Here is a 26,760-nt window from a genome sequence, read left to right as displayed (position 1 = left end):
GGAAGGAGTCGGTGGGAGCGCGACGGGCCGTGACGACGGTTCGCGCCCGACCAGCCTACCTTCTCGTGCCGAGACGCCGGACGCCCGGCATCCGAAGCGGATGCCGGGCGTCCGGTCGCAGGACCGCAGGGCGCGTTACGCGCCGAGCTTGAGGTTCGCGCCCGGGATGGCCGCGAGCAGGTCCTTGGTGTACTGCTGCGTGGGGGTGTCGAAGACCTCGTCGGTCGCCGCGGCCTCGACGATGCGCCCCTTCTGCATCACGCTGACGTGGTCGGCGATGACGCGCACGACGGCGAGGTCGTGCGTGATGAAGAGGTACGTGAGGTTGAGCTCGGCCTGCAGGTCGGCGAGCAGGCGCAGGATCTGCGCCTGCACGAGCACGTCGAGCGCCGACACGGCCTCGTCGAGCACCACGATCTCGGGCTTGAGCGCGAGCGCCCGCGCGATCGCGATGCGCTGGCGCTGGCCGCCCGAGAGCTCGTTGGGGTAGCGGCCGACGAGGGTGCGCGGCAGCGACACCTGGTCGAGCAGTTCGTACACGCGCTCGCGGCGCGACGCGCGGTCGCCCACCCTGTGCGTGAACAGCGGCTCGGCGATCGTGTTGCCGATGTTGCGGAGCGGGTTCAGCGAGCCGTACGGGTCCTGGAACACCGGCTGCATCCGGCTGCGGAGGTCGAAGAGCTCCTTGCCGGTGAGCTTGGCCAGGTCCTTGCCGCCGACCATGATCTTGCCGCTCGTCGCATCCTCGAGCTTGAGGAGCATCTTCGCCACGGTGGACTTGCCCGATCCCGACTCGCCCACGAGCGCCATCGTGGTGCCCTTGGGGATCTGGAACGAGACCTGGTCGACCGCGGTGAAGTCGCCCGAACCCCGGATCTTGAACACCTTGGTCAGGTCCTCGACGACGATGGCCGGAGGCAGCGCGGCGGCCGCCTCGACCACCTCCTGCCGGGCTTCGGCCGTCGCGATGAGGTCGATGGTGTCGCCCGCGACGTGGCCGGCATCCTCGGAGATCGAGGCCTCGGCCGCCGCGACGCTGCCGGAGGCCTGGATGCGGCGCGAGGCGAGGCTCGGCGCCGCGGCGACCAGCCGCTGCGTGTACGGGTGCTGCGGGTTCTGCAGGATCTCGAGCGACGGGCCCGACTCCACGATCTTGCCCTTGTACATGACCACGAGCTGCTCGGCCCGCTCGGCCGCCAGGCCGAGGTCGTGCGTGATGAAGAGCAGCGTGGTGCCGAGCTCGCGCGTGAGCGACTCGAGGTGGTCGAGGATGACCCGCTGCACCGTCACGTCGAGCGCCGAGGTGGGCTCGTCGGCGATGAGCAGCTGCGGGTCGGCCGCGAGGCCCATGCCGATCAGCACGCGCTGACGCATGCCGCCCGAGAACTGGTGCGGGAACTGCTTGAGTCGACGGTCGGCATCCTTCAGGCCGGCCTGCTTCAGCACCTCGATCGCGCGCGCACGGACCTCCTTGCGCCCGCTGGCGATGCCGTTGGCCCGGATGCCCTCCTCGACCTGGAAGCCGATCGACCAGACCGGGTTGAGGTTCGACATCGGATCCTGCGGCACGAAGCCGATCTTGCGCCCGCGGATCGCCTCCATGTCCTTCTTCGATGCCTTGGAGATGTCCTGGCCGTCGAGGAGGATCTGGCCGCCGGCGATGTGCCCGGTGCCCGGAAGGAGGTTGATGATCGCGTGCGCGGTGGTGGACTTGCCCGAGCCGGACTCGCCCACGATGGCCAGGCTCTGGCCGCGGTAGAGGGTGATGTTCACGCCGTCGACGGCGGTGACCTTGCCATCCTGGGTGTTGAAGGCGACCTTGAGGTCCTTGATCTCGAGGAGCGGTCGCTCCCCGGTGCCGGTAGTGGACTGCTGTACGTCGGTTCCGTTCACTGCGGTGGTCATCGCTGCGCCCTCGCCTTCGGGTCGAGCGCGTCGCGGATGACCTCGCCGAGCATGATGAAGCTCAGCACGGTGATCGAGAGCGCGATGGAGGGGATGATCAGCGTGTGCGGAGCCGTCCGGAGGTCGGTCTGCGCCTGGCTGATGTCATTGCCCCAGGACATCGTCGACGACGGCAGGCCGACGCCGAGGAACGACAGCGTCGCCTCGGCGACGATGGCCGACGCGAGCGAGATCGTCGTGATGACGATGACGGGCGCGATCGAGTTCGGCAGGACGTGACGGAGGAGGATCTTGAACGGCGAGACGCCGAGCGCGGTGGCCGCCATCACGAAGTCGGCGTTCTTCACTCTCAGGATCTCGGCTCTCAGCACACGTGCGGTCGCCGGCCACGCGAATATGCCGATCGCGAGGGAGATCACCCAGACGTTCGCATACTGCGAGAGCACCGACATGATGACCACGGCCGCGAGGATGTAGGGGATCGAGAAGAAGATGTCGCCCAGGCGCGAGAGCACCGAGTCGATCCATCCGCCGTAGAAGCCCGCGAGACCGCCGAAGACCAGGCCGAGGAACGCGACGAGGACGGTCACGATGATGCCGACCGAGAGCGAGGTCGACGTGCCGTGGATGACGCGCGAGTAGACGTCGCAGCCCTGGCGGGTGAAGCCGAACGGGTGCCCGGGCTGCGGGCCGCCGTTGCTGTTGGCGAGCTGGCAGTCGTTGTTCGGCGGGACCTGGGTGAACCAGCCCGGGAACAGGGCGACGATCACGACGAACACGATGAGCGCCGCCGAGATCCAGAACATCGGACGCTTCCGGACGTCGAGCCAGGCGTCGCGCCAGAGGTTCGACGGCTTGCCCTCGGTCTTGACCGAATCGATCGCGACGAGCGGCGTCTCTTCGATGGGAGCGACGAAGTGCTGCTGATCTGGTCGAGTGGTGTTACTTGGCATAGCGGATCCTCGGGTCGAGCACGGCGTAGAGCAGATCCACCAGCAGGTTGATGACCAGGTAGATCAGCACCATGACGGTCACGAACGAGACGACGGTCGGTCCCTCGCCTCGGATGATCGCCTGGTACAGGGTGCGGCCGACTCCGGGCACGTTGAAGATGCCCTCGGTGACCGTCGCGCCGACCATGAGCACGCCGAAGTCCACGGCGAGGTAGGTGACGACGGGGATGAGCGAGTTGCGCAGGATGTGCACCGGGACGATGCGGCGGCGCGACAGGCCCTTGCTCGCGGCGGTGCGAACGAAGTCCTGGGTGTCCGTCTCGATGACCGACGCCCTCGTCAGTCGGGTGATCTGCGCGAAGCTGATGGTCGCCAGCACGATCGCTGGAAGTATCAGGTCCTGCATCGGGGCGCCGGTGCCCACGGTCGTCCGGAACCAGCCGAGCTGGATGCCGAAGATGAACTGCGCGACGAACGCCACGACGAAGACGGGCAGCGAGATCAGGATGAGGCTGACCACGAGCGCCGATGCGTCGAAGATGCCGCCCTTTCGCAGGCCCGAGATGAGGCCGATCGTGATGCCCGCGACCATCTCGATGAAGATCGCCAACAGCGCCAGCCGCAACGTCACGGGGAACGTCGCCGCGAGGATGTTCGAGACCGGCTGCCCCGAGAACGAGATGCCGAAGTCGCCGCGGAAGATGCCGCCGAGGAAGAGCAGGTACTGCACGATGAACGGCTGGTCCAGGTTGTACCGTTCGCGCACCTGCTCGAGGACCTGGGGCGGGGGGGTCTTCTCGCCGAAGAGCGCGACGATCGGGTCGCCGGGCATGGCGAAGACCATGAAGTAGATCAGGAAGGTGGTGCCGAGCAGCACAGGGATCGCCTGGAGCAGTCGGCGCACGATGTAGCCGGCCATGAGATCAGGCCTCGCTTGTCGTGGTCGTTGACATGTTGAAGAAACCTCACCGTTTGCGAGTTCGTCCACACGATGCTACGCCGATCGGCCGCGCACCGCGTGGTTACGTGGGAGTGGGGCGGCGGTCGATCCGACCGCCGCCCCACGGGCGCCTCAGAGTCTAACCCCGAGTCGCCTTGGAACGAGAATTACTCGCTCTTGGTGATCTGGTGGAGGATCGGCCAGCTGTCCCAGCCGAATTCCACGTTGTCGACCTGCTCGCCCCAGGCACCCGTGGCGTTCGTGTACCAGAGCGGGATCGAGGGGAGGTCCTCGAAGAGGATCTCCTGGGCCTGCTGGAACTTCTCGATGCCCTCCTCGACATCGGAAGCGCTGGCGCCCTCGTCGAGCAGCTTGTCGAACTCGGGGTTCGAGTAGTCGCCGTCGTTCGAGCCGGCGCCCGTGCCGTAGATCGGGCCCAGGCCGTTGAACATCGACGGGTAGTCGAACTGCCAGCCGTTGCGGAAGGCGGTGTCGGCCTGACGCTCGGTGATGAGCGTGCGGTGCTCGGCGAAGGTCGGGATCGGCTTGCCGGCCGCCTCGATGCCGAGGTTGTTCTTCAGCTGGTTGGCGACCGCGTCGACCCAGCCCTGGTTGGGGCCGTCGGCGTTGTACTGGATCTCGAACGAACCGCTCCACGGAGCGATCGCGTCGGCCTGCGCCCACAGGTCGGCGGCCAGCTCGGCGTCGAAGTCGAGCACGTCAGCGCCCTCGAGCTCGTCGGAGTAGCCGTCGATGACCGGCGAGGTGAAGTCGGTCGCCGGGGTGCGGGTGCCGTTGAAGATCACGTCGGTGATCTCCTCGCGGTTGATCGCGTGCGAGATGGCCTGACGACGCAGGTGGCCCTCTTCGCCCGAGAAGTGCGCGAGGCGGTCGGGGATGGTGAGCGTCGCGTTCGCGGCGGCCGGCTGGTTGACCGAACGGCCCTCGAACTCGGTCTCGAAGGTCTGGATCGCGCTGTCGGGGATCTCCTGGATGACGTCGAGGTTGCCGCCCTGCAGGTCGGCGTACGCAGCGTCGGTGGTCGCGTACAGGATCATGTCGATCCCGCCGTTCGCCGCGGCGCGCGGGCCGTCGTAGTCCTCGTTCTTGACGAGGTCGATGCGCTCGTTGTGAGCCCACGCACCCTCGCCGTCGAGCATGTACGGGCCGTTGCCGATCGGGTTCTCGCCGAAGGCCTCGATGTCCTCCCACGCCGACTCGGGCACCGGGAAGTACGCGGTGTAGCCGAGGCGCAGCGGGAAGTCGGACTCGGGCTGCTTGAGCTTGACCGTGAAGGTCAGGTCGTCCACGACCTCGAGACCCGGCAGCTCCGCGACGTTCTCGTCGTAGCTGAAGCCCTCGATCGACTCGAAGAAGTAGCTCGAGAGCTGCGCGTTGTCGAGCGCGGCGCCGTAGTTCCACGCCTTGACGAACGACTCGGCGTTGACCGGGTCGCCGTTCGTGAAGGTCAGGCCGTCGCGGATCTTGATGGTCCAGGTCTGCGCGTCGTCGGACTCGATCGACTCGGCGACGTCGTTCTCGACGGAACCGTCGGCCTTGTAGTACACCAGGCCCGCGAAGATGTTCTGCAGGACCAGACCGCCGCCGACCTCGTTGGTGTTGGTCGGGATGAGCGGGTTCTGGGGCTCGGTGTTGTTGACCGTGATGATCGCGGTCGAGTCACCCTCGGGTGCCGCGGGCTCGTTGCTGGTCGAGCATCCGGCCAGCGTCAGGACGCCGGCCGCCGCAAGAGCCACGGCGGCAACGCCGAATCTCTTGATCTTCAATGTTCCTCCTGTGAGATGAGCGCACGCTCGCGCAAGTTCGTGATCGAGCGAGGGGGCGCTTGTAGGTGAATCGAGACTATAAGCGGGTTCGAGCCGGTCAAACCCGATCCCGGAACCGTTACCGAGGCGCAACCTACGACAGGGATCCTGCTCAGATGAGCAGGCGGTGACGCACGAATCTTGCGTCGGCGCGCCCCGTGCGAGGATTGCCGCATGGCCTCGGCGAGACGTCTGCGCATCGAGGTCGCGATCGTGCTCGCCCTCTCACTCGGCGCGTCGGCGGTCTATTCGATCGTGTCGATCATCGCCCGCGTCACCGACGAGCGCCCGCTCGGGCAGCAGAGCGCCGCGCTGAACCAGTCGCGCTCCGCGCGCGAGTGGCTGGACTTCACGTACCAGTTCCTCGACGTGGTGTTCGGCCTCGCGGTGGTCGCGCTCGTCCTCTACCTGCTCTGGCAGCCCGGCCGCAGTCCCTTCCGCAGGATCGGCCTGGACTTCACGCGCCCCGGGCGCGACGCGGCATCCGGCGTGCTTCTGGCCGCGGTGATCGGGGTGCCCGGCCTCGCGCTCTACGCGGCCGGACGCGCGCTCGGCTTCACGGTCGCCGTCGTGCCGCAGCCGCTGGACGCGCACTGGTGGACGGTGCCGATCCTGGTCCTCGCCGCGCTCAAGGCCGCGCTGACCGAGGAGGTCATCGCGGTGGGCTACCTGTTCACGCGCCTGCGCGAGCTCGGCGTGGGCCCGTGGGCGACGATCCTGTCGAGCGCGCTGCTCCGCGGCACCTATCACCTGTACCAGGGCTTCGGCGCCTTCGTGGGCAACGCCGTGATGGGCGTCGTGTTCGGATGGGCCTACACGCGATGGGGTCGCACGATGCCGCTCGTCATCGCGCACTGGCTCCTCGACATCGTGTCGTTCGTCGGCTATCCGCTCGCGGTCGGGCTCTGGCCCGGGCTGTTCGCGCCGCCCGAGAGCTGAGGCGCGGCGGGCTCGACCGGCCGGGTCGACGGATGCCGCGGGCGCGGCGACTCGACGACGTGCCGGCCCCGTGCGAGCGCGACGACGGTGGCCGGCATCGGCGGCAGCGCCTCCTCGGGCGGCTCGACCCGGAGGTCGGAATCCGCCGCCCGGACGCGTGCGCCGTCGATCCAGCTCCGTCGGCTGGGCGTGCAGACGGTCGACATCGACTCCATCCCGATGAAGCCGCCGCCGCGGGCCATGTCGCTCAGCGCATCGGCGCGGCGCAGTGCCTCGGCGAGGCCGGGATTGCGGCGTTCGACCAGCCCGGCCCGCTGCTGCAGTCCGTGCGAGGCCGATCCGGCGAGCGTACAGCCCACCATCACGCCGACGAAGGCGACCGTCGCGATGGCCGCGACGAGGTCCATCGGGATCATGCGCGCACCCCCTAGTGCGAGAGAACCTCAGTGTACTCCCGGGCGGGCACATGGGGACGGCCCGGATCCCGTCCGAGGTCGTGTCCACGAGCATGGTCCCGGCCGTGGCGAACCACGGTCCACGACGCCGCACGCAGGGAGACGGGACGACCATGCACCTCGCACACGCCATCGCGGCAGGCGGACTCGCCGCGCGCGCCACGACCCGCCGCACCCGGCCCGACGAATCCGAGATCGCCGACGCTCGCGACCGGGCGATCGCCCGCCGGGCTGCCGCCATCGACACGACACCGCGCGTCGTCTACGCGGAACGAGGTCGGCACGCCGCGCCCGTCCCGGTGCGGCCGCGGCCGGCCGGCGCCTGAGCTTCAGCACCGAACCCCCGCGGGCTCGGCGAGCGGCTCAGCCGACGTCCGCCCGGAGCAGGACGTCGCCGCTTCCGACCGCACGGATCTCGAGCGACACGATCTCATCGACCGCAAGAGCCGTACCCGCCTCGAGTCGCGCCGTCGCACCCGGCGACGCCCGCCAGCTCGACACCTCGCTGCGCTCGCCGTCCTTGCCGACCACGACGAGGGAGTACGGCCAGCCGGCCCCGTCACCCTCGTCGCCGGGCTCGGCGTCGTACGTGCAGTCCAGCTCGATCCTGGTGCCCCAGTCGACCGGGCTCAGGACGGCCGAGGCCGACACCGGTCGGTCGGAGAGCGATCGGAACGCGACCGTCTCCCCCGCAGCCGCGGGTCGCATGAGCGCGAGCGGGATGGCCACCGCCGCGATCACGACGACCGCCGCCGCAGCCGCCAGCGCGAACCGCACGCGCGTCCTGCGGCGGCGCCGCCCTCCCTCCCGTCGGACGGCGTCGAGCAGCTCGGGCCTGGGCGCGGGGGCGCCCACGGCGGTCTCATCGAGCAGCGCTTCGGCGCGGTCCGCCGCGAGCCGGGCCAGCAGCCCGGGCATCGGCGCGAGCTCGCCCACCGAGCGGCGGCACGCCTCGCACGTCTCGAGGTGCGCCTCGTAGTCGCGACGCTCCCCGGGAGCGAGCGCGCCGAGCACGTAGGCCGAGTCCCAGTCGGCGTAGCGCGAGTGATCCGGTTTCATCGCGTCACCCCCTTCTCCTGGAGCGCCAGCCGCAGGGCTCGCAGGCCGTAGTGCAGGCGCGACTTGACCGTGCCCTCGGGGATGCCGACCCGGCGGGCGACCTCGGCGACGCTGCATCCGCCGTAGTATGCATGGACGATCACGGCACGGTGCTCCATGTCGAGGCCCGCGAGCGCCTCCTCGATGAGCAGGCCCTCGAACAGCGCGTCGGTGCCGTCGCTGCGCCCCGGGTCGGGCAGCTCGGCCATGCCGATCTCATGCCGACGACGCGCACTGCGCGCTTCGTCGATGACCAGGTTCCTCGCGACCGTGAACATCCACGACCGCGTCGACTCGGGCGCCTGCTCGAGGATGCGCGGGCTCCGCCACGCCCTGAGCAGGGTCTCCTGCACGATGTCGTCCGCCCCGGACGGGTCGCCCGTCAGGTGGACGACGTAGCGCCACAGGGACGGCGCGTGCGCGTCGTACAGCGCGACGAGCCGGCGATCGTCCTCGGGCGGCATCCGTCACCTCCTGCATTCACAAACGATGCCGGGCCCGCCGGGGTTCATCGCCCCGCTACGCGAACGCCTCGATCGGCGGGCAGGCGCACACGAGGTTGCGGTCACCGTAGGCCTGGTCGATGCGACGCACGGGCGCCCAGTACTTGGTGCGCACGAGCGCATGCACCGGATAGACCGCCTGCTCGCGCGTGTACGGATGCGTCCACTCCCCCGCGATCACCGACTCGGCGGTGTGCGGTGCATTGCGCAGCGGGTTGTCGTCGACCGGCCACTCGCCGCGGCCGACCGCGTCGGCCTCGGCCTTGATCGCGATCATCGCCTCGATGAAGCGGTCGAGCTCGGCGAGGTCCTCGGACTCGGTCGGCTCGACCATGAGCGTGCCCGCGACGGGGAACGACATGGTGGGTGCGTGGAAGCCGTAGTCGATGAGTCGCTTGGCGACGTCGTCGACCGTGACGCCGGTCTCGGCCGTGAGCGGGCGCAGGTCGAGGATGCACTCGTGCGCGACGAGGTGGTTCTCGCCCGTGTAGAGCACCGGGAAGTGGTCGCGCAGGCGCGCGGCGACGTAGTTGGCCGCGAGCACCGCGGTCGCGGTCGCCTGCTTGAGGCCCTCGGCGCCCATCATGCGCACGTACGCCCACGAGATCGGCAGGATCGACGGGCTGCCGTAGGGCGCGGCCGACACCGGGCCGCCGTCGTGCGTGACGCCGCCGGCGTGGTCGGCGCGCTGCGCCATCGGGTGGCCGGGCAGGTGCGGCGCGAGGTGCGCCTTCGCGGCGACCGGGCCGACACCGGGGCCGCCGCCACCGTGCGGGATGCAGAACGTCTTGTGCAGGTTGAGGTGCGAGACGTCGCCGCCGACGTCGCCGAACCGGGCGAAGCCGAGCAGCGCGTTGAGGTTCGCGCCGTCGATGTACACCTGCCCGCCGGCGTCGTGCACGGCCTGGGTGATCGACTTGACCTCGTGCTCGTACACGCCGTGCGTGGAGGGATAGGTGATCATGAGCGCCGCGATGCGCTCGGCGTGGTCGGCGATCTTCGCGCGGAGGTCGTCGAGGTCGACGTTGCCGAGGTCGTCGGTCGCGACGACCACGACCTTCATGCCGGCGAGCACCGCCGAGGCGGCGTTCGTGCCGTGCGCGCTCGACGGGATGAGGCAGACGTCGCGCTCGGCGTCGCCGTTCGCGAGGTGGTAGCCGCGGATCGCCAGCAGGCCCGCGAGCTCGCCCTGGCTGCCCGCGTTCGGCTGCAGCGACACCGTGTCGTAACCGGTGACCTCGGCGAGCCAGCTCTCGAGCTGCTCGATGAGGCCGAGCGTGCCCACCACGTCGGCCTCGGGCGCGAACGGGTGCAGGTTGGCGAACTCGGGCCACGTGACCGCCTGCATCTCGGTCGCCGCGTTGAGCTTCATGGTGCACGAGCCCAGGGGGATCATGCCCCGGTCGAGCGCGTAGTCGCGATCGGCCAGCGACTTGAGGTAGCGCATCATCTGCGTCTCGGACTGGTGCGTGTTGAACACCGGGTGCTCGAGGTACGACGACGTGCGGCGCAGCGACTCGGGCAGGCTCGCCGGCAGCTCGCGGAGCGAGACCGGCACCTCGACGCGCGGGTCGAACCCGAACGCCTCGACGACGCGCGAGAGCTCGTCGGCCGTGGTGGTCTCGTCGACGGCGATGTGCACGGTCGCCTCGTCGGCCTCCCAGAGGTTGAGGCCGAGCTCGCGGGCCCGCTCCACGGTGTTCTTCGCGAGGCCGGGCACGTGCACGCGCAGCGTGTCGAAGTACGCCTCGTGCGCGAGGGTCAGGCCGTAGCCCGCGAGCACGTCGGCGAGCGCCTTGGCCTTCGCGGCGGTCGTCACCGCGATGTGCCGGATGCCGCGCGGCCCGTGGTAGACCGCGTACATCGACGCCATGACGGCGAGCAGCACCTGAGCGGTGCAGATGTTCGACGTCGCCTTCTCGCGACGGATGTGCTGCTCGCGCGCCTGGAGGCTCAGCCGGTAGGCGGGGTGGCCCGCAGCATCCTGCGACACGCCCACGAGGCGGCCCGGGAGCTGCCGCTCGAGGCCCTTGCGCACCGCCATGTACCCGGCGTGGGGACCGCCGAAGCCCATTGGCACGCCGAAGCGCTGCGACGTGCCGACCGCGACGTCGGCGCCGAGCCCGCCGGGGCTCGTGAGCAGCGACATCGCGAGCAGGTCGGCCGCGACGACGGCGAGCGCGCCCTGCTCCTTGGACGCGGCGATGACGGATGACGGGTTCCACACCCGGCCCGAGGCGCCCGGGTACTGCACGAAGAGGCCGAAGTGCTCGCCGAGCGCCGCGACATCCGTCGTCTCGTCGAGGTCGGCCACGACGAGCTCGATGCCGACCGCCTCGGCGCGCGAGCGCAGGAGCGCGAGCGTCTGCGGCAGCGCGTCGGCGTCGACCACGAACCGGTCCGAGCGGTTCTTCGATCCGCGGCGGGCGAGCAGCATGCCCTCGACGACCGCGGTGCCCTCGTCGAGCATCGACGCGTTGGCGGTGTCGAGCCCGGTGAGGTCGGACACCATCGTCTGGAAGTTGATGAGCGCCTCGAGGCGGCCCTGCGAGATCTCGGGCTGGTAGGGCGTGTACGCCGTGTACCAGCTCGGGTTCTCGAGCACGTTCCGCTGGATCACCGCGGGGGTGATCGTTCCCGAGTAGCCCAGCCCGATCATCGACGTGCGCACCGCGTTGCGGTCGGCGAGCTCGCGAAGCTCGGCGATCGCCTCGCGCTCCGTCGCGGCGGGCGGGATCACCGAGTCGACGACCTCGTGCATGCGGATCGCGGTCGGGACTGCGGCGCCCATGAGGGCGTCGAGCGAGTCGTAGCCGAGCGCGGCGAGCATCCACTCGTGGTCGCGCGGGGTCGTGCCGATGTGACGGCGCCCGAAGGCGTCGATGTCGAAGGCCGTGGAGGTGCTGGTCGTCATCGTCTTCCTGGTTCGTTCGCTGGTCGAAGGGCGGGCGGGCCCGCCGCTCGAGGCCTACTCGCCCGTGAGGGCGCGGTACTCGTCGTGGCTGAGGAGCGTCGGGAGGGACGCGGCGGACACCTTGAGGAGCCATCCGTCGCCGAAGGGGTCGCTGTTGACCAGCTCGGGCGAATCGACGACGGCCTGGTTCGACTCGACGACCTCGCCGTCGACCGGGGCGAACAGCTCGCCGACCGACTTCGTCGACTCGATCTCGCCGACGACCGTGCCGGCGGTGATCGCCGTGCCCGCGGACGGCAGGTCGACGTACACGACGTCGCCGAGCTTCTCGGCGGCGTAGTCGGTGATGCCGATGGTGACGGTCTCGCCGTCGACCTTCACCCACTCGTGCTCGGCGGTGTACTTCAGTTCGCTCTGGTCGGTCATCGGGTGCTCCTCGGTGTCGTGGTGGTTGGCCGGGTCGTCGGCCGGTCGCGGGCGGGCGGGCGGGCGGGGCTCGCGTCGGCGCTCAGGCGCCGCGCTTGTAGAACGGCAGGGCGGCGACGGATGCCGGGACGCGCGAGCCGCGGACGTCGACGTACAGCTTCGAGCCCGGCTCCGAGACATCCGGCGACACGAACGCCATCGCGACCGGGTGGCCGAGCGTGGGCGAGAGCGCGCCGGAGGTGATCTCGCCGACCTCGCGGGCGTCGTCGCCCTCGCCGTCGAACACGGCGTAGCCGGCGCGCGGCGCGCGACGCCCCTCTGCGGTCAGGCCGACGAGCACGCGGGCGCCGTCGGCGGGACCCTCCTCGACCGCGGAACGGCCGACGAAGTCGCCGTCCTTGGTCAGCGCGACGACGCGGCCCAGGCCGGCCTGCACCGGCAGGATGTCGCGGCTCAACTCGTGCCCGTAGAGCGGCATGCCCGCCTCGAGGCGCAGCGTGTCGCGGCTCGCGAGCCCGCACGGCACGACGCGCGGGCCGCCCGTCTCGCGCAGGGCGTCCCAGAGTTGCTTCGCGCGGTCGGGCGCGACGTAGAGCTCGAAGCCGTCCTCACCCGTGTATCCGGTGCGCGCGATCAGCACGGGGGTGCCCTCGAACTCGGCGGCGATCGCGCGGTAGTACTTGAGGGCGGCGACCGCGGCGACGAAGTCCTCGCCGTCGTTGCCCGGGCCCTGGATGCCGAAGCCCTCGGTCTGCTGCAGCACCTCGAGCGCGTCGGGCCCCTGCAGCGCGATGAGCGCCACGTCGTCGGACTCGTCGAAGACGTCGGCCTCGAACGGCGCGGTGCGGTTGCGGAGCTCCTCGGCGACGACCTCGCGGTTCGCGGCGTTCGCCACGACCATGTAGCGGTCCTCGCCGGTGCGGTACACGACGAGGTCGTCGATCACACCGCCGTCGCGGGCGAGCAGCAGCGAGTACTTCGCCTGCCCCTCGACGATGGCCGAGAGCTTGCCCGCGAGCGCGTAGTCGAGGGCATCGGATGCCTCGGGGCCGACGACCACGATCTCGCCCATGTGCGACAGGTCGAACAGGCCGGCGTGCTGGCGCACCGCGTGGTGCTCGGCGAGGTCGCTGGAGTAGCGGACCGGCATCTGCCAGCCGGCGAAGTCGGTGAAGGACGCGCCCTCGGCGCGGTGCACCTCGTCGAGGGGGCTGCGTCGTTCGGTGGTGCCGGGGTCGGTGGTGGTGCCTGCGTCGGTCACGAGTTCTCCAGGATCGCGCGGATCGCGCGGCGGACGCCGCTCGAGAACTCCCCCTCTGTCATGGGCCTGAGAGCTTCGCGCCGCGCCCTAGGGGAGCTGTGCTTTCACCTTCGGCGGGATGTCGCGAGCCCGCGACATCCGCTTTTCAGAGTCGGCCTCGTCATCGCGGTGATGCGACCTGAGAGATTGGCGGGGAGGCTTGCTCCTTCGGTGCCGGCCTGCTCCGTCGGACGGAACGGTCGGCTCTCCCGCGATGCGTCGATGGCCCGGTATGCGGTTGTGTGGGCAGTCTACAGGCCCGCGCGCCCCTCGACCCGCCCGTCGCCCCCTCTCCCTCTTCCCCCTCCTCACCCTCCCGTCCCGTCCCCTCCGGAATACTCCGCCGTCCACCACGCCCGAGTGCGCCCTGGCGTGGTGGACTGCGGAGTGCTCACCGTCGCACGCCGCATGTGGAGAGATTCCGCGGTCGAACCGCGCGTGCGGGCACGCTGGGCTCATGCCGAGCCCCGCACCATTGCCTGCCCAGGTCGCGCGCAGGGGAGCGTTCTCAGTCCGCCAGGCCATCGAGCTCGGCGCCACGCGCCGTCGGCTCGAGGCGTCCGACCTGACGATTCCCTTCCGCGGATCGCGCCTCCGGGCCGACGATCCCGGCGGTGCACTTGCACTGGCGGCGGCCTACGCCGCCCGGATGCCGCCGACCCAGTTCTTCAGCCACACGACCGCCGCGCTGATCAACGGCATACCGCTGCCGACCGCCGTCGAGGCCGACCGGAGGCTCCATGTCTCCGTGCTGGCCGGCGACGCGCAGCCCCGGGTCCGCGGCGTAATCGGCCACCAGGTCGAACGAACCAGGACCTGCGTCGCGTCGTCGGGAGGCGTGCGCATGACGGATGCCGCCACGACCTGGTGCCAGCTCGCCCGATACCTCGGGATCGAGGACCTCGTCGCCGCCGGCGACCACCTGCTGACCGTTCGCGATCTCGGGGCTCGGCGCGGGGCGTACGCGAACGTGCCCGCCCTGACCCGCGCTGCGGACGCACACCGCGGTTCCACCGGCGCGGCACTGCTGCGCGTGGCGCTGCCGTTGCTGCGACCGGGGCCGCTCTCGCGACGCGAGTCGATGCTGCGTCTGCGCATCGTCTGCGCCGGACTTCCCGAGCCGGTCGTCGCGTACCGCGTCGTCGAACCCGGGCTCGGCGCGTACACGCCGACGGTCGATCTCGCGTACCCCGAGTACCGGATCGCGATGGAGTACGAGGGCGATCACCATCGGGATCCCTTCCAGTTCCGTCGCGATGTCGCCCGTTACGAGCGGCTGCAGGATGTCGGGTGGATCGTGATCCGCGTCACGGGCGATGACATCGCGGACGTCCCGACTGCCGCCTCCACGCGGATGCTCGATCGGATCGAAGACCGCCTCCGCCGACGCGGCTGGCGTCCCTGAGGCCGATCCGAGATCCCGCTCCGCAGTCCGCCACGCCTCAGCGTGGGATGGCGGTGGTGGACTGCGGAGTATTCGAGCGCCCGCCAGCGGGCGTCATGCGATTTGGGTTCGGGTCAGGATGACTGTAAGCTGGGCGTCGAGGTACTTAGCGTCATCGTGACTCTAAGCTGGGCAGAGGAGGCGAGCGGATGTCGCAGCACGACGCGCAGGCGCGCCTGGCCGTCTCGACGGTCATCTTCGCGATCTCCCCCGAGCCCGACGACGACGGCGCGGTCCGGCCGAGCCTGCGCATCCCGCTCGTCCGCCGCCTGCGTGAACCGGGTCTCGGGCGCTGGGCCCTGCCTGGCGGATGGCTCCCCGTCCACGAATCCCTCGAGGCGGCCGCGGGCCGCACGCTCAACGAGACGACGGGCCTCTCGCCGCGCTACCTCGAGCAGCTGTACACGTTCGGCGAGCCCGACCGCTCGCCCGGCGAGCGCGTGGTGTCGGTCGTGTACTGGGCGCTCGTCCATTCCGACGAGGTCCAGCGCGCGGTGTCCGACGACAACGTGCGCTGGTTCGACGAGGACGACCTGCCCGAGCTCGCGTTCGACCACGCCGCGATCGTCGTGTACGCCCTCACGAGGCTGCGCACCAAGCTCGAGTACTCCCGGATCGCGCACGCCCTCCTGCCCGAGACGTTCACCATGGCCGAGCTCCGCGGCGTGCACGAGGCCGTGCTGCGACGCCGCCTCGACCCGGCGAACTTCCGCCGCACGATGGAGGCCACGGGCACGCTCGTCGACACCGGCCGGCGACTGGCCGGCACGCGCCACCGCCCGCCCGCCCTGTACCGCTTCGACCCCGCCCACTCCCCCGCGGCGCCGCCCTCGCCGGCGCCCGCGGCGCCGCACCACGCGGCATCCGCCCTCGAAGGCCCTCGACCCGGCACCGACAGCAAGGACACCCCGGAATGAGCACCACCCTGCCCGTCACCACGCCCCGCAGCGACGACGCGACGCGCGCCGCGGCATCCGTCGACCGCAGCATCCGGCTGATCACGGCCGGCGCGACGCGCGGTGAGACCTGCACGCCCGACCTCGCGAAGGGGCCGTGGGAGTTCGATCGCGGCCCCGCGGGCTACGGCCCCGGCTCGTCGATGGGCGACGTCATCCCGACCGGGTCGCCGCGCCAGGGCGCGCTGCCCGAGGAGTACCGCCGCGCGTCCGACGCCGAGCTCGACGAGCGCATCCGCGCCGCGAAGGCGACGCTCGGCGACCGCGTCGTCGTGCTCGGGCACTTCTACCAGCGCGACGAGGTCGTGCAGCACGCCGACTTCACGGGCGACTCCTTCCAGCTCGCGAACGCGGCGAAGACCCGGCCCGACGCCGAGGCGATCGTGTTCTGCGGCGTGCACTTCATGGCCGAGACGGCCGACATGCTCTCGCGGCCCGACCAGGCCGTCATCCTGCCCAACCTCGCCGCGGGCTGCTCGATGGCCGACATGGCCGACACCTCGAGCGTCGAGGAGTGCTGGGAGCAGCTCGAGGAGGTCTACGGCGACCTCACCGCGACCGACGCCGACGGCCGTGTGCCCGTCATCCCGGTCACGTACATGAACTCGTCGGCGGCGCTGAAGGGCTTCGTGGGTCGCAACGGCGGCATCGTCTGCACGTCGTCGAACGCCACCACCGTGCTCGAGTGGGCGTTCGAGCGCGGGCAGCGCGTGCTGTTCTTCCCCGACCAGCACCTCGGCCGCAACACCGCCAAGGCCATGGGCGTGCCGCTCGAGGCCATGCCGATGTGGAATCCGCGCAAGCCGCTCGGCGGCAGCACCACCGCAGAGCTCGAGGACGCCCGCGTCATCCTCTGGCACGGCTTCTGCTCGGTGCACAAGCGCTTCACGGTCGACCAGATCGAGCGGGCGCGGGCCGACCACCCCGGCGTGCAGGTCATCGTGCACCCCGAGTGCCCGATGCCGGTCGTCGACGCGGCGGATGCCTCGGGGTCGACTGACTTCATCGTGAAGGCGATCCAGGCCGCTCCGGCCGGCTCGACCTTCGCGATCGGCACCGAGATCAACCTCGTGCAGCGGCTCGCCGCCGAGCATCCCGAGCACGAGATCTTCTGCCTCGACCCCGTCGTGTGCCCGTGCTCGACGATGTACCGCATCCACCCGGGCTACCTCGCGTGGGTGCTCGAGGAGCTCGTCGCCGGCCGCGTGGTCAATCGCATCGAGGTCGCCGAGGACGTGGCCGAGCCCGCGCGCGTCGCGCTCGAGCGCATGCTCGCGGCGAAGCCGCCGGCCTCGGTGCCGGTGCCCGCGGGATCGACGATCGCCGCGGCGGGCGATGCGGCGGCGGCCGCCGCAGATGTCGCGGCCTCCGCCGTCGGAGCCTGACATGACCCGCGTGCTCGTCGTCGGCTCCGGCATCGCCGGGCTGTGGGCGGCGATCCGCGCGGCCGAGCACGGCGCCGACGTCACGATCGTGACGAAGTCCGCGCTCGGCGACGGCGCCACGGGGTGGGCGCAGGGCGGCATCGCGGCCGCGATCTTCGCGGGCGACGCGCCATCCCGGCACGCCGCCGACACGCTCGCGGCGGGTGCCGGCCTGGGCGATCCCGAGGCGGTGCGGATGCTGACCGACGACGGACCGGCGCGGATCCGCGACCTCATCCGCTTCGGCGTCGCGTTCGACCGAGACGAGTCGGGCCTCGCGCGCGGACTCGAGGCGGCGCATTCGCGTGCGCGCATCCTCCACGCCGGGGGCGACCGCACGGGCGCGGCGATCCGGTCCGCGCTCATCGCGACCGTGCGCCGGCGCGGCCTGCGCGTTCTCGAGCACACGACCCTCGTCGACCTCGTGGTCGAGCAGGGCCGCGTGGTCGGCATCCGCGCGATCGCCGAGGCCGACGCCGACGGCGAGGCGGATGGAGCGCGCGAGTTCCGCGCCGACGCGGTCGTCCTCGCCACGGGCGGGACCGGGTGCCTCTACCGGCATACGACGAATCCGGATGTCGCGACCGGCGACGGCGTCGCGGTCGCGGCCCGCGCGGGTGCCGCCGTCGCCGACCTCGAGTTCGTGCAGTTCCATCCGACCGCGCTGGCGGTGCCGGGCACGCCGCTCATCTCCGAGGCCGTGCGCGGCGAGGGCGCCGTGCTGCGCGACGCCGACGGACGGCGGTTCCTTCTCGAGGTCGACCCTCGCGCCGAACTCGCTCCGCGCGACGTCGTCGCGCGCGCCGTCTGGCGGCGGATGGCCCAGCAGGACGGTGCACCCGTCGTGCTCGATGCGACGCACCTCGGCGCCGAGCGCCTGGCCACCCGGTTCCCCGGCATCGATGCCGCGTGCCGCGGCGCGGGCTTCGACTGGTCGCGCGAACCGGTTCCGGTCGTTCCCGCCGCGCACTACGCGATGGGCGGCGTGGTCACCGATCTCACGGGTCGCACGAGCCTGCCGGGCCTGTGGGCCGTCGGCGAGGTCGCCCGCACGGGCGTGCACGGCGCCAACCGCCTCGCCTCGAACTCGCTGCTCGAGGGTGCCATCTTCGGCGAGCGCGCCGCGCGCGACCTCGTCGCCGCGATATCCGCCCCAGCCTCCGCCCCGGCACCTGCACCTGTTGCTGCACCCGTTCAGGCCGGCGGAGGGACGATCCGGCGCGCCGATCACGACGCCTCGATTCACGGAGTGGCGGATCGGATCTCCGCCGAAGTGGACGGCCGAGAGACTGGGGTCGTCGACCGCGCCGAGCTGCAGCGGCTGATGTGGGACCACGTCGGACTCGAGCGCGACGCCAGCGGGCTGGCCGCGGCATCCGCCCGCCTGGACGGATGGCGCGCTCCCGAACCCGTCGATCGTCGCACGGCCGAGGACCGCAACCTCCTCGACCTCGCGCGGCTGACCGTGGCGGCCGCGCTCGCCCGCACCGAGAGCATCGGGGCGCACACGCGGCGCGACGCGACATCCGCCGCTGCACCCGAACGAGAGGCCGCCTGATGACCGAACCCCGCGAGATCGAGCGCATCGTGCTCATGGCGCTCGATGAGGACGCCCCGTGGGGCGACCTCACCGGCGAGACGCTCATCCCCGCGGCGGCGACGGCGACGGCCGACCTCGTCGCGCGCGAACCGGGCGTCTTCAGCGGCGCGCGCGTCGTCGACACGGCGTTCCGCCTGGTCGACCCCGCGATCGCGGTCGAGGTGCTCGCGGCCGACGGCGACCGATTCGCCGCGGGCGACGTGCTCGCGCGCGTCCATGGCCCGGCGCGCGGCATCCTTCGCGCGGAGCGGGTCGCATTGAACCTCGTGCAGCGGATGTCGGGCGTCGCGACGCTCACGGCTCGGTACGTCGACGCGGTCGCGGGCACCGGGGCGCGCATCGTCGACACGCGCAAGACCACACCCGGCCTGCGCAGCCTCGAGCGCCAGGCGGTGCGCGACGGCGGCGGTCGCAACCACCGCCGCAGCCTCTCCGACGCGGTCATGGCGAAGGACAACCACCTCGCAGTGCTCACGGCCGGCGGGACCGACCTCGCGACGGCGCTCCGCGAGGCCCGCGAGCGGATGCCGCACACCGCGCACCTCGAGGTCGAGGTCGACCGTCTCGACCAGGTCGAGCCCGTCCTCGCCGGCGGCGCCGACACGATCATGCTCGACAACTTCAGGATCGACGACCTGCGGGCGGGCGTCGAGCTCATCGCGGGCCGCGCGATCGTCGAGGCGTCGGGCGGCGTGAACCTCGACAGCGTCGCCGCGATCGCCGCCACAGGGGTCGACGTCATCTCGGTCGGCGCGCTCACGCACTCGGCGCGCGCGCTCGACCTCGGGCTCGACGTCGTGATCGAGGCGCCCGATGACGCGACGCGGGGTTCGGCGTGATCTTCGCCGACCACGCCGCCACCACGCCCGTCCGCCGCGAGGCGCTCGAGGCGATGTGGCCGTACCTCACGGGATCGTTCGGCAACCCCTCGAGCCGGCACGGCATCGGCGAGGAGGCGGCGCGCGCGCTCGCGTGGGCGCGCGAGCAGGTCGCCGCGGTCGTCGGCGCTCGCCCGGGCGACGTGGTGTTCACGTCCGGGGGCACCGAGGCCGACAACCTCGCCGTGAAGGGGCTCGCGCTCGCGAGCCCGCGCGGACGGCACGTGGTGGTGTCGCCGGTCGAGCACGAGGCCGTGCTCGAGGCTGCCGACGCGCTGCGGCGCCTGCACGGCTTCGAGGTGGACGAGGTCGCGGTCGACGCGACCGGCATGGTCGTGCCCGAGGCGCTCGCCCGGGTCATCCGGCCCGACACGACGCTGGTCTCGGTGCAGTTGGCGAACAACGAGGTGGGCACCGTGAACCCGCTCGCCGACCTCGCGCGCCTCGCGCACGACGACGGCACGCTCGTGCACACTGACGCGGTGCAGGCCGCGGGCTGGCTGCCGCTGTCGCTCGACGCGCTCAGCGTCGACGCGATGTCGCTCGCCGGCCACAAGGTCGGCGCGCCGAAGGGCACCGGCGCGCTGGTCGTGCGCGGCCGGCTCCCGATCGAGCCCGTGCTGCACGGCGGCGGCCAGGAACGCGGACGGCGGTCGGGCACCGAGAACGTGGCGGGCGCCGTGGCCTTCGCGACGGCACTTCGACTGGCCGATGGCGAGCGAGCGGATGTCGCGGCGCGCGTCGCCGCACTGACGACCCGCTTCCGCGAGCTCGTCGCGGCGGCCGTGCCGGACGCCGTTCCCACGGGTCACCCCGTCGAGCGGCTGCCCGGCACGGTGTCGTACATCTTCCCAGGGACGAGCGGCGAGGCCGTGCTGCTCGAGCTGGAGCGGAGGGACGTCGTCGTCTCGAGCGGATCGGCCTGCGCGGCGGGCAGCGACGAGCCGTCGCACGTGCTCACCGCGATGGGCGTGCCGGCCGAGGTCGCACAGACCGCCGTTCGGTTCTCGTTCGGCCCCGACACGGCCGCAGCCGACCTCGAACCGGCAGCGGCGGCGCTCGCCCACGCGGTGTCGGCCGTCCGCGATATCGTCGGCTGATCGCACCCGGGAGTTTGCGGCTCGCCGAAATCGATGCATCGCTATGCGTCGACCGAAACGGGAATAGCTCGATCGCGAGCCCGGTTTCCCGTACTCGTCGCCGATCGCGCCATGCGGCGACGAGCGCCCATCCGTCGGCACCCCGACGCGATCCGCCACGACACCGACACGACGACGAAGACGACGAACGACGACCGAGCAAGGACGCGCACGTGACCGAACGCACCGCACCAGGCACCGACTCCATCCGAATCCCCGATACCGCCGACCAGGCCTTCGACGAGCAGGTCGTCTCCGCCCGCCCCGAGCACGGCGCACGCGACACCCGCGTGATCTGGCTCCTCCTCGGAGCCACCTTCGTCGTGTTCCTCAACGAGACGATCATGAGCGTCGCCATCCCGCACCTCGTCGTCGACCTCGACATCACGCTCTCGGCGGCGCAGTGGCTGACCACGGCCTTCATGCTGACCATGGCCGTCGTCATCCCGATCACGGGCTTCCTGCTGCAGCGCTTCCCGACGCGGCCCATCTTCGGCACCGCGATGACGCTGTTCTCGGCCGGCACGCTCCTCGCGGCGCTCGCCCCGGGCTTCGAGGTGCTCCTCGGCGCGCGCATCGTGCAGGCGACGGGCACGGCCATCATGATGCCGCTGCTCATGACCTCGCTCATGACGCTCGTCGCGCCGTCCGACCGCGGTCGCTTCATGGGGCGCGTGTCGATCGTGATGTCGGTCGCACCCGCCATCGGCCCGGCAATGTCCGGCCTGATCCTCAACTACTTCGGCTGGCGCTACATGTTCTGGTTCGTGCTGCCGTTCGCCGTGACGATGCTCGTCATCGGCCTGCGACGCGTCCGGAACATCGGTGAGACGCGCGTGTTCCCGATCGACGCAGTGTCGGTCGTGATCTCCGCGATCGGGTTCGGCGGGCTCGTCTACGGGCTGAGCCTCGTCGGCGGCGTGGTCAGCGGCAGGTCGCCGGGCGACGCGACGGCCATGTGGATCTCCCTGGCCGCGGGCGCGCTCGGCATCACCGCGTTCATCGTGCGGCAGGTCCTGCTCCAGCGGTCCGACCGCGCGCTGCTCGACCTGCGCACGTTCCGCACCCGCAACTTCGCCGTCTCGATCGCACTCATGGCCGTGATGATGGCCGCGCTGTTCGGCACGATCATCCTGCTGCCGATCTACCTGCAGGATGTCGCGGGCCTCGAGCCGCTCGCCACCGGCCTGCTCGTCCTGCCCGGCGGCTTGGTGATGGGCCTGCTCGGCCCGACCGTCGGCCGGTTGTACGACCGAGTCGGTCCCACGCCGCTGCTCGTGCCGGGCAGCATCGTGGTGAGCGCGGTGCTGTGGTCGCTCACGCTGGTGACCGAGTCGACGCCGCCGTGGATGATCCTGATCGCCCACGTCGCACTGTCGACCGCGCTCGCGTTCATGTTCACGCCGCTGTTCACGAGCGCGCTCGGGTCGGTCGAGCCGCACCTGTACTCGCACGCCTCGGCGACCGTGGGTACGCTGCAGCAGGTCGCCGGCGCCGCGGGCACCGCGCTGTTCATCACCGTCATGACGGCGACGGCCGCCTCGGCGCAGGCCGCCGGGACCGCCGAGATCGCCGCACAGGCCGCCGGCGTCCGGAACGCGTTCCTGGTCGGCGCGATCCTCTCGCTGTTCGCCATCGTCGGTTCGACGCTCGTGCGTCGGCCCGCCGACATGGCGAAGGGAGCGGCCGAGGGCGTCCCCGCCCACTGAACCACGCGCCTCGGAGGGCCGGCCGACGCGATCGCGTCGACCGGCCCTCCGTGGTCGTGTCGTCTGGTGTCGGCTCAGCCGCAGTTCGGGTGTCGGCTCAGCCGCAGTTCGGGCGGCAGGTGCGCTGCGAGAGCGCGTCGACCAGCACGGTGCCGAGGTCCTCGGGCTTGGAGGCCGAGTACGCGCCACCCTTGGTCGCCTCAGCGATCTTCTGCATCGCCTGGAGGTCGGTGTCGGGTCCGAAGCCGATCATGATCACTGCGACCGGCTTGGACGGATCGTCCATCTTCTTCAGCTCGCCGAGGAGCTGATCGAGGCTGATGCCGTCCTCGTCCTCGTTCTTGCCGTCGGTGATGACGAGGACCGAATTGACCTTGTCGGGGTCGTAGTCCTCGCGCACCTTCTTCACGGCGGCGAGCGTGGAGTCGTAGAGGCCGGTGGCGCCGCCGAGGCGCGAAGGCAGCGAGCCGATGATCTGCTGGATGCGCTGCGTGTGACCCGAGTCGGCGAGCGGCGCGATCGGCGCGAGGTCCTCGTAGTCGAGTTCGCCGTTGCGGGCGGTGGAGAAGATCCAGACGCCGAGCTCGGCCTCGCCCGAGAACTTCGACATGGCGCCGACGGCGGCCTGCTGGAAGATGTCGATGCGACGCAGTCCGTTGGCCGCCGGCTCCTCCATCGAGCCCGAGACGTCGATGACCGCGAGCATGCGCGATCGCAGCGTGAGCACCGACCAGGCGCGGAGGATCTCGATCTCGGCCGCGTGGTCGAGCTCGGTCTGCGCGCGGGGAGCGTTGCCGGCGACACCGGGCGCGTCGACCTCGCCGGTGCCGTCGGCCGCGCGGAAGCCGGCCTCGGCGAAGTGATCGCCGGCCTTCTGGAGGGCGGCCTCGAACGCGTCGAGCTGCTCGACGGCGCCGTCGCCGATGCGGACGAACGGGTAGTCGAGCGCGACCGTGCCCTCCTCGGGGTAGGCCGCGACGAGCGCCTGAGCCGAGCTGTCGCGGTTGTGCTCGACGACGCGCGACTCGCTCGTGAGCACGACGGTCGGCTGCTGCGCCGAGGAGAGGGTGGCCATCGCGGCATCCGCCGACGCCGGGATCGACTTGCTGAGGGCGATCATCGCGCCGGCGAACTGCCGCGGATCCTCGGTCGAGGACTGGCCCTTGAGCGCGAGCAGGCTCGCAAGGCTGGCTGCGGATGCCTCGGGGTCGGGGAGCAGGGCCGGAAGCTGCCCGCCGAGCACGCGCGCCCAGCTCACCGGTTCCTGGGCGATCTCCTGCGCGTCCGACGCCGACGCCGCGAAGACGACCGGCGAGCTGGCGATGGACGGCCCGACCTCGAGCTCGGGCTCGCCGAGTCCGAGGGACGTGGCCGTCGTGTTGGTTCGCTCGATCCACACCGACGAGTCGGGGATCCACGCGTCGGCCTCGAGCGTACCTGCGGCGAGTGCGGCCGTGGTGTCGGCGGCGTCCTGCGCGCGGACCTCGACATCGGCGCATTGCTTGGGGCTCGCACTGAAGTCGTCGGCGAGCTCGATGACCGCGGTGGCGATCGACGGGTCGGCGATCACCACGACGGGCTCGACCGTCTCGCATGCCGCCTCGTCGGCCGACGCGAACAGCGGATTCAGGTGCCCGCCGACCCACAGGTACACGCCGGAGGCGACGAGCCCGATGACGGCCACGCCGGCCGCGACGGACAGGATGAATCGGCGGCTCGGCGTCCTCGCCGGAGCCGCGACGCTGTGACGTCCCACGGACACTCCAAGTCGACCGACAGCGCCACGGCGTTGTCAATCCCAGTCTGAACGGGTTCCCCCGTTCAGGGGGAAGGTGCTGACAGTGTACGCAGAACGTGAGCGATCAGCGAACTCCGACCTGACAGCGAAACGACCGTTCCGGGCCGGTGGGGACGGGGATTAGGGTCGGAACATGGAGCCCGACCCGGTCCTCCGTCCCGGCCGAACCGGTCACGATCCTCCGGTATCGGAGGTGCGACGGTGAGCCGGTTCGCGGATCGCCGCGAGGCCGGTCGCCGACTCGCGGAGGCGCTCGGCGATCGCCGCTCGGCCGATCCCCTGGTCCTCGGCCTACCCCGCGGCGGGGTTCCGGTCGCCGATGAGGTCGCCCGTGCCCTCGACGCCCCGCTCGACGTCCTCGTGGTGCGGAAGCTGGGGCTCCCGAGACAGCCCGAGGTCGCGATGGGCGCCATCGGCGAAGAGGGGGCCGAGGTCGTCAACGACGACGTCGTGGGACTCGGCCGCGTCTCGCGCGAGGAATTCGCCGCGGTCGAACGTCGCGAGCGCGCCGAACTCGACGCCCGCGTCCGGAGGTTCCGGCACGACCGGCCCCCGCAGCCGCTCGACGGGCGGACCGTCGTGATCGTCGACGACGGCATCGCGACGGGTGCCACGGCCCGCGTGGCCTGCCGTGTGGCGCGCGAGCGGGGGGCGGCGCGCATCATCCTCGCCGTGCCGGTGGGGCCGCCGGACACGCTCGCGACGATCCCCGAGGCCGACGAGATCGTCGCCGTGAGCACGCCCTCGTCCTTCATGGCGGTCGGGATGCACTACGTCGACTTCCGGCAGACCGACGACGCCGAGGTGACCGCGATCCTCGATGAGGCGCAGCGTCGCATCGAGCGCTAAGCACAGCCGCGACCTTCCATGCAACCCCGTACCACCCCTCGCCCGTGTGCGGTTGAGTGGCCGTGGAATCGCGCTCCGGAGGTCCGGCGCGCGGAAAGGCGGTGGAACGTGGACACGAGCACCATCATCTGGATCATCGTGGGCGTGATCGTCCTCATCGCGGTGGTCGCCGTCATCGCGTGGTTCGCCACGTCGCGGCAGCGCAAGGAGGCCCAGCTCGAATCGCGCCGGCGCGACGCCGAGGAGCTCCGCGAGAAGGCCGCGGAGACCGATGCTGCCGCACGCGAGCGCGAGGTGAAGGCGATGCAGGCCGACGCGGCCGCCCGCCAGGCGCAGGCCGACGCCGAGCGCGCGAAGCTGGAGGCGGATCGGCTGGCGAGCACGAGCCAGGAGCACCGGAGCGATGCCGAGCGCCTCCGCGCCGAGCAGGCCGAACACGAGCAGCGCGCTGCCGCGGTCGATCCGGATGCCGTGAACGACGCCCGTACTGCCGAGGCCGCTCGTGATGCCGAGGCGCGTGACACCCAGGCCGCACCCCGTCCGACGACCGTCGAGGACCACGGCCGACCGGTCGCGGCGCCCGCGACGGACGAGCACGGCAACCCGCTCACCCACTCCTCGTCCGAACAGCGGCCGGCGGCACCGGCGCGCGGCCCGGTGGATGAGCACGGCAACCCCGTCGACACCTCGAACGGCGACGCACCGCGCCACTCCCGGGGCGTCTGAGTCGCCCTCCGGTCGCTGAGGCAGCGGGAGCCGGTCGGCCGCCCGCTACTTCAGCAGCCGGGAGCGCACGCGGTCGGCGAGCGGCTTGCCGCCGGTCTGGCAGGTCGGGCAGTACTGGAAGGTCGAGTCGTGGAACTCGACCTGGCGGATGGTGTCGCCGCAGACCGGACACGGTTCGCCCGTTCGGCCGTGCACGCGGAGGCGCCGGCGCTTGGCGTCCTTCAGTTCGGCGGCGGGCTTACCGGATGCCTCGTCGAGCGCCTCGCTGAGGGTGCCCCGCATCGCGGCGAAGAGTCGCGACACCTCGTCGTCGTCGAGCGTCGCGGCGAGCTTGTACGGCGACATCTTCGCGGCGTGCAGGATCTCGTCGGAGTACGCGTTGCCGATCCCGGCGAGCACCGACTGGTCGCGCAACAGGCCCTTCACCTGGGTGCGGCGGGCGGCGAGGATGCCGGCGAAGTCGCTTTCGGTGAACGTGTCGGCCATCGGGTCGGGTCCGAGTCGGGCGATGCCGGGCACCTCGGCCGGGTCGCGCACGACGTACACCGCGAGGGACTTCTTGGTGCCCGCCTCGGTGAGGTCGAATCCGGCGCCGTCGTCGAGTCGCACGCGCAGCGCGATCGGCGACTTGCCCGGGCGCAGCACGGTGGCGGGGATCTCGTCGTACCAGCGGAGCCAGCCGGCACGAGCGAGGTGGAAGACCAGGTGCAGCGACGGCTCGCCGGGCGCGGCATCCGTCGACGGACCCATCTCGAGGTCGATGAACTTGCCGTGCCGCGCGACCGATGCGATGGGGCGCGCCTCGATCGCATGCAGCGGCGGATCGAAGGTCTTCAGTGCCGCGATCGCAGCCACGCGGGCCGCGACGATGGCACGACCGACGGCGCGCTCACGCAGGAACTCGGCGAGCGCCTCGACCTCGGGCATCTCCGGCACGCGCCCATCGTCGCATCCGGCGCCGACATCCGCACCAGCGGA

Annotated in this window: 23 protein-coding genes and 2 riboswitches; of the genes, 11 read left to right on the top strand and 12 right to left on the bottom strand. The window is 71.3% G+C overall.

The genetic code is table 11. From position 1 onward, the window contains the following. Window positions 1–135 precede the first annotated feature (135 nt). The 4 genes from BLT99_RS02870 to BLT99_RS02855 form a co-directional block, all read right to left on the bottom strand. Window positions 136–1,905 carry a dipeptide ABC transporter ATP-binding protein gene (locus BLT99_RS02870; protein WP_092669150.1) on the bottom strand — a complete coding sequence of 590 codons (1,770 nt, stop codon included), beginning with the start codon at window positions 1,903–1,905 and terminating at the stop codon, window positions 136–138. Further along, entirely contained in the window at window positions 1,902–2,858 is a 957-nt protein-coding gene (locus tag BLT99_RS02865; protein WP_092669148.1) for an ABC transporter permease, read from the bottom strand. Before BLT99_RS02865 ends, BLT99_RS02870 begins: the two co-directional genes overlap by 4 nt. Then, window positions 2,848–3,777, bottom strand: a complete 930-nt coding sequence (locus tag BLT99_RS02860; protein ID WP_092669146.1) for an ABC transporter permease — start codon at window positions 3,775–3,777, stop codon at window positions 2,848–2,850. The genes BLT99_RS02865 and BLT99_RS02860 overlap by 11 nt, the downstream gene beginning before the upstream one ends. 188 nt (window positions 3,778–3,965) lie before the next feature. Next, entirely contained in the window at window positions 3,966–5,585 is a 1,620-nt protein-coding gene (locus BLT99_RS02855; protein ID WP_092669141.1) for a peptide ABC transporter substrate-binding protein, read from the bottom strand. 213 nt (window positions 5,586–5,798) lie between these two features. On the opposite strand from BLT99_RS02855, the gene BLT99_RS02850 reads away from it, so the two are divergent. Then, a complete protein-coding gene (locus BLT99_RS02850) occupies window positions 5,799–6,563 on the top strand; it encodes a CPBP family intramembrane glutamic endopeptidase (RefSeq protein WP_092669140.1) in 765 nt (254 codons plus the stop codon). On the opposite strand, the gene BLT99_RS02845 is transcribed toward BLT99_RS02850, so the two are convergent. Continuing rightward, window positions 6,509–6,979: a hypothetical protein gene (locus BLT99_RS02845; RefSeq protein ID WP_092669139.1), complete on the bottom strand. Its 471-nt coding sequence runs from the start codon at window positions 6,977–6,979 to the stop codon at window positions 6,509–6,511. The genes BLT99_RS02850 and BLT99_RS02845 overlap by 55 nt on opposite strands. A gap of 152 nt (window positions 6,980–7,131) precedes the next feature. On the opposite strand from BLT99_RS02845, the gene BLT99_RS02840 reads away from it, so the two are divergent. Further along, complete coding sequence (locus BLT99_RS02840; protein WP_157674916.1) at window positions 7,132–7,344, top strand: hypothetical protein; 213 nt, start codon at window positions 7,132–7,134, stop codon at window positions 7,342–7,344. A gap of 37 nt (window positions 7,345–7,381) precedes the next feature. Here BLT99_RS02840 and BLT99_RS02835 read toward each other — a convergent pair whose 3' ends face one another. From BLT99_RS02835 to gcvT, 5 genes are all read right to left on the bottom strand, one after another. Next, window positions 7,382–8,077 carry an anti-sigma factor family protein gene (locus BLT99_RS02835; protein WP_092669137.1) on the bottom strand — a complete coding sequence of 232 codons (696 nt, stop codon included), beginning with the start codon at window positions 8,075–8,077 and terminating at the stop codon, window positions 7,382–7,384. Then, complete coding sequence (locus BLT99_RS02830; RefSeq protein ID WP_092669136.1) at window positions 8,074–8,580, bottom strand: sigma-70 family RNA polymerase sigma factor; 507 nt, start codon at window positions 8,578–8,580, stop codon at window positions 8,074–8,076. The genes BLT99_RS02835 and BLT99_RS02830 overlap by 4 nt, the downstream gene beginning before the upstream one ends. A gap of 55 nt (window positions 8,581–8,635) precedes the next feature. Next, window positions 8,636–11,533, bottom strand: coding sequence for an aminomethyl-transferring glycine dehydrogenase (gene gcvP / locus BLT99_RS02825; RefSeq protein WP_092669131.1), 2,898 nt, complete (start codon window positions 11,531–11,533; stop codon window positions 8,636–8,638). Between the two features lie 54 nt (window positions 11,534–11,587). After that, window positions 11,588–11,959, bottom strand: a complete 372-nt coding sequence (gene gcvH, locus BLT99_RS02820) for a glycine cleavage system protein GcvH (protein WP_092669111.1) — start codon at window positions 11,957–11,959, stop codon at window positions 11,588–11,590. Between the two features lie 82 nt (window positions 11,960–12,041). Then, complete coding sequence (gene gcvT, locus BLT99_RS02815) at window positions 12,042–13,220, bottom strand: glycine cleavage system aminomethyltransferase GcvT (protein ID WP_092669109.1); 1,179 nt, start codon at window positions 13,218–13,220, stop codon at window positions 12,042–12,044. A gap of 45 nt (window positions 13,221–13,265) precedes the next feature. Then, a riboswitch (glycine riboswitch) is annotated at window positions 13,266–13,375 on the bottom strand. A gap of 1 nt (window position 13,376) precedes the next feature. After that, window positions 13,377–13,481: riboswitch (glycine riboswitch) on the bottom strand. Between the two features lie 235 nt (window positions 13,482–13,716). Between gcvT and BLT99_RS02810 the strand changes: the two genes are divergently transcribed. The 7 genes from BLT99_RS02810 to BLT99_RS02780 all read left to right on the top strand — a co-directional run bounded on the left by BLT99_RS02810 (window position 13,717) and on the right by BLT99_RS02780 (window position 22,409). After that, entirely contained in the window at window positions 13,717–14,664 is a 948-nt protein-coding gene (locus BLT99_RS02810; RefSeq protein WP_092669107.1) for an endonuclease domain-containing protein, read from the top strand. 188 nt (window positions 14,665–14,852) lie between these two features. After that, window positions 14,853–15,620: an NUDIX hydrolase gene (locus BLT99_RS02805; RefSeq protein WP_092669104.1), complete on the top strand. Its 768-nt coding sequence runs from the start codon at window positions 14,853–14,855 to the stop codon at window positions 15,618–15,620. Beyond that, window positions 15,617–17,044 carry a quinolinate synthase NadA gene (gene nadA, locus BLT99_RS02800; RefSeq protein ID WP_092669102.1) on the top strand — a complete coding sequence of 476 codons (1,428 nt, stop codon included), beginning with the start codon at window positions 15,617–15,619 and terminating at the stop codon, window positions 17,042–17,044. Before BLT99_RS02805 ends, nadA begins: the two co-directional genes overlap by 4 nt. A 1-nt stretch (window position 17,045) precedes the next feature. Continuing rightward, the gene (gene nadB, locus BLT99_RS02795; protein WP_092669100.1) at window positions 17,046–18,641 is read left to right on the top strand and encodes an L-aspartate oxidase; all 1,596 of its coding nucleotides are present in this window, start codon (window positions 17,046–17,048) and stop codon (window positions 18,639–18,641) included. Next, window positions 18,641–19,522 carry a carboxylating nicotinate-nucleotide diphosphorylase gene (nadC, locus tag BLT99_RS02790; RefSeq protein ID WP_092669098.1) on the top strand — a complete coding sequence of 294 codons (882 nt, stop codon included), beginning with the start codon at window positions 18,641–18,643 and terminating at the stop codon, window positions 19,520–19,522. Before nadB ends, nadC begins: the two co-directional genes overlap by 1 nt. Next, entirely contained in the window at window positions 19,519–20,661 is a 1,143-nt protein-coding gene (locus tag BLT99_RS02785; RefSeq protein WP_092669096.1) for a cysteine desulfurase family protein, read from the top strand. Before nadC ends, BLT99_RS02785 begins: the two co-directional genes overlap by 4 nt. Before the next feature lie 212 nt (window positions 20,662–20,873). Continuing rightward, on the top strand, window positions 20,874–22,409 hold the full coding sequence (locus tag BLT99_RS02780; protein ID WP_092669094.1) for an MDR family MFS transporter: 1,536 nt from the start codon (window positions 20,874–20,876) through the stop codon (window positions 22,407–22,409). Between the two features lie 97 nt (window positions 22,410–22,506). Here BLT99_RS02780 and BLT99_RS02775 read toward each other — a convergent pair whose 3' ends face one another. After that, entirely contained in the window at window positions 22,507–24,165 is a 1,659-nt protein-coding gene (locus BLT99_RS02775; protein ID WP_092669092.1) for a VWA domain-containing protein, read from the bottom strand. Between the two features lie 243 nt (window positions 24,166–24,408). On the opposite strand from BLT99_RS02775, the gene BLT99_RS02770 reads away from it, so the two are divergent. Together BLT99_RS02770 and BLT99_RS02765 are read left to right on the top strand one after the other, a co-directional pair. After that, the gene (locus BLT99_RS02770) at window positions 24,409–25,056 is read left to right on the top strand and encodes a phosphoribosyltransferase (RefSeq protein WP_092669090.1); all 648 of its coding nucleotides are present in this window, start codon (window positions 24,409–24,411) and stop codon (window positions 25,054–25,056) included. 108 nt (window positions 25,057–25,164) lie between these two features. Beyond that, on the top strand, window positions 25,165–25,782 hold the full coding sequence (locus BLT99_RS02765; RefSeq protein WP_092669088.1) for a hypothetical protein: 618 nt from the start codon (window positions 25,165–25,167) through the stop codon (window positions 25,780–25,782). Window positions 25,783–25,827: 45 nt separating this feature from the next. On the opposite strand, the gene BLT99_RS02760 is transcribed toward BLT99_RS02765, so the two are convergent. Next, the gene (locus BLT99_RS02760; RefSeq protein ID WP_092669086.1) at window positions 25,828–26,718 is read right to left on the bottom strand and encodes a DNA-formamidopyrimidine glycosylase family protein; all 891 of its coding nucleotides are present in this window, start codon (window positions 26,716–26,718) and stop codon (window positions 25,828–25,830) included. Between the last annotated feature and the right edge of the window lie 42 nt (window positions 26,719–26,760).

The sequence above is a fragment of the Agromyces flavus genome, assembly GCF_900104685.1.
In the GTDB taxonomy this organism is placed as follows: Bacteria; Actinomycetota; Actinomycetes; order Actinomycetales; family Microbacteriaceae; genus Agromyces; species Agromyces flavus.
The sequence above is the reverse complement of the archived record's forward strand: the minus strand, read 5'-3'. Positions and strand labels throughout refer to the sequence as shown.

What these genes read in the sequence shown, in the direction of transcription:
- BLT99_RS02840 (WP_157674916.1), top strand. Translation starts at nt 7,132, where the DNA reads ATGCACCTCGCACACGCCATCGCGGCAGGCGGACTCGCCGCGCGCGCC.
- gcvP (WP_092669131.1), bottom strand. Translation starts at nt 11,533, where the DNA reads ATGACGACCAGCACCTCCACGGCCTTCGACATCGACGCCTTCGGGCGC.
- BLT99_RS02830 (WP_092669136.1), bottom strand. Translation starts at nt 8,580, where the DNA reads ATGCCGCCCGAGGACGATCGCCGGCTCGTCGCGCTGTACGACGCGCAC.
- BLT99_RS02810 (WP_092669107.1), top strand. Translation starts at nt 13,717, where the DNA reads ATGCCGAGCCCCGCACCATTGCCTGCCCAGGTCGCGCGCAGGGGAGCG.
- nadB (WP_092669100.1), top strand. Translation starts at nt 17,046, where the DNA reads ATGACCCGCGTGCTCGTCGTCGGCTCCGGCATCGCCGGGCTGTGGGCG.
- nadA (WP_092669102.1), top strand. Translation starts at nt 15,617, where the DNA reads ATGAGCACCACCCTGCCCGTCACCACGCCCCGCAGCGACGACGCGACG.
- nadC (WP_092669098.1), top strand. Translation starts at nt 18,641, where the DNA reads ATGACCGAACCCCGCGAGATCGAGCGCATCGTGCTCATGGCGCTCGAT.
- BLT99_RS02845 (WP_092669139.1), bottom strand. Translation starts at nt 6,979, where the DNA reads ATGATCCCGATGGACCTCGTCGCGGCCATCGCGACGGTCGCCTTCGTC.
- BLT99_RS02865 (WP_092669148.1), bottom strand. Translation starts at nt 2,858, where the DNA reads ATGCCAAGTAACACCACTCGACCAGATCAGCAGCACTTCGTCGCTCCC.
- BLT99_RS02860 (WP_092669146.1), bottom strand. Translation starts at nt 3,777, where the DNA reads ATGGCCGGCTACATCGTGCGCCGACTGCTCCAGGCGATCCCTGTGCTG.
- BLT99_RS02870 (WP_092669150.1), bottom strand. Translation starts at nt 1,905, where the DNA reads ATGACCACCGCAGTGAACGGAACCGACGTACAGCAGTCCACTACCGGC.
- gcvH (WP_092669111.1), bottom strand. Translation starts at nt 11,959, where the DNA reads ATGACCGACCAGAGCGAACTGAAGTACACCGCCGAGCACGAGTGGGTG.
- BLT99_RS02850 (WP_092669140.1), top strand. Translation starts at nt 5,799, where the DNA reads ATGGCCTCGGCGAGACGTCTGCGCATCGAGGTCGCGATCGTGCTCGCC.
- BLT99_RS02835 (WP_092669137.1), bottom strand. Translation starts at nt 8,077, where the DNA reads ATGAAACCGGATCACTCGCGCTACGCCGACTGGGACTCGGCCTACGTG.
- BLT99_RS02805 (WP_092669104.1), top strand. Translation starts at nt 14,853, where the DNA reads ATGTCGCAGCACGACGCGCAGGCGCGCCTGGCCGTCTCGACGGTCATC.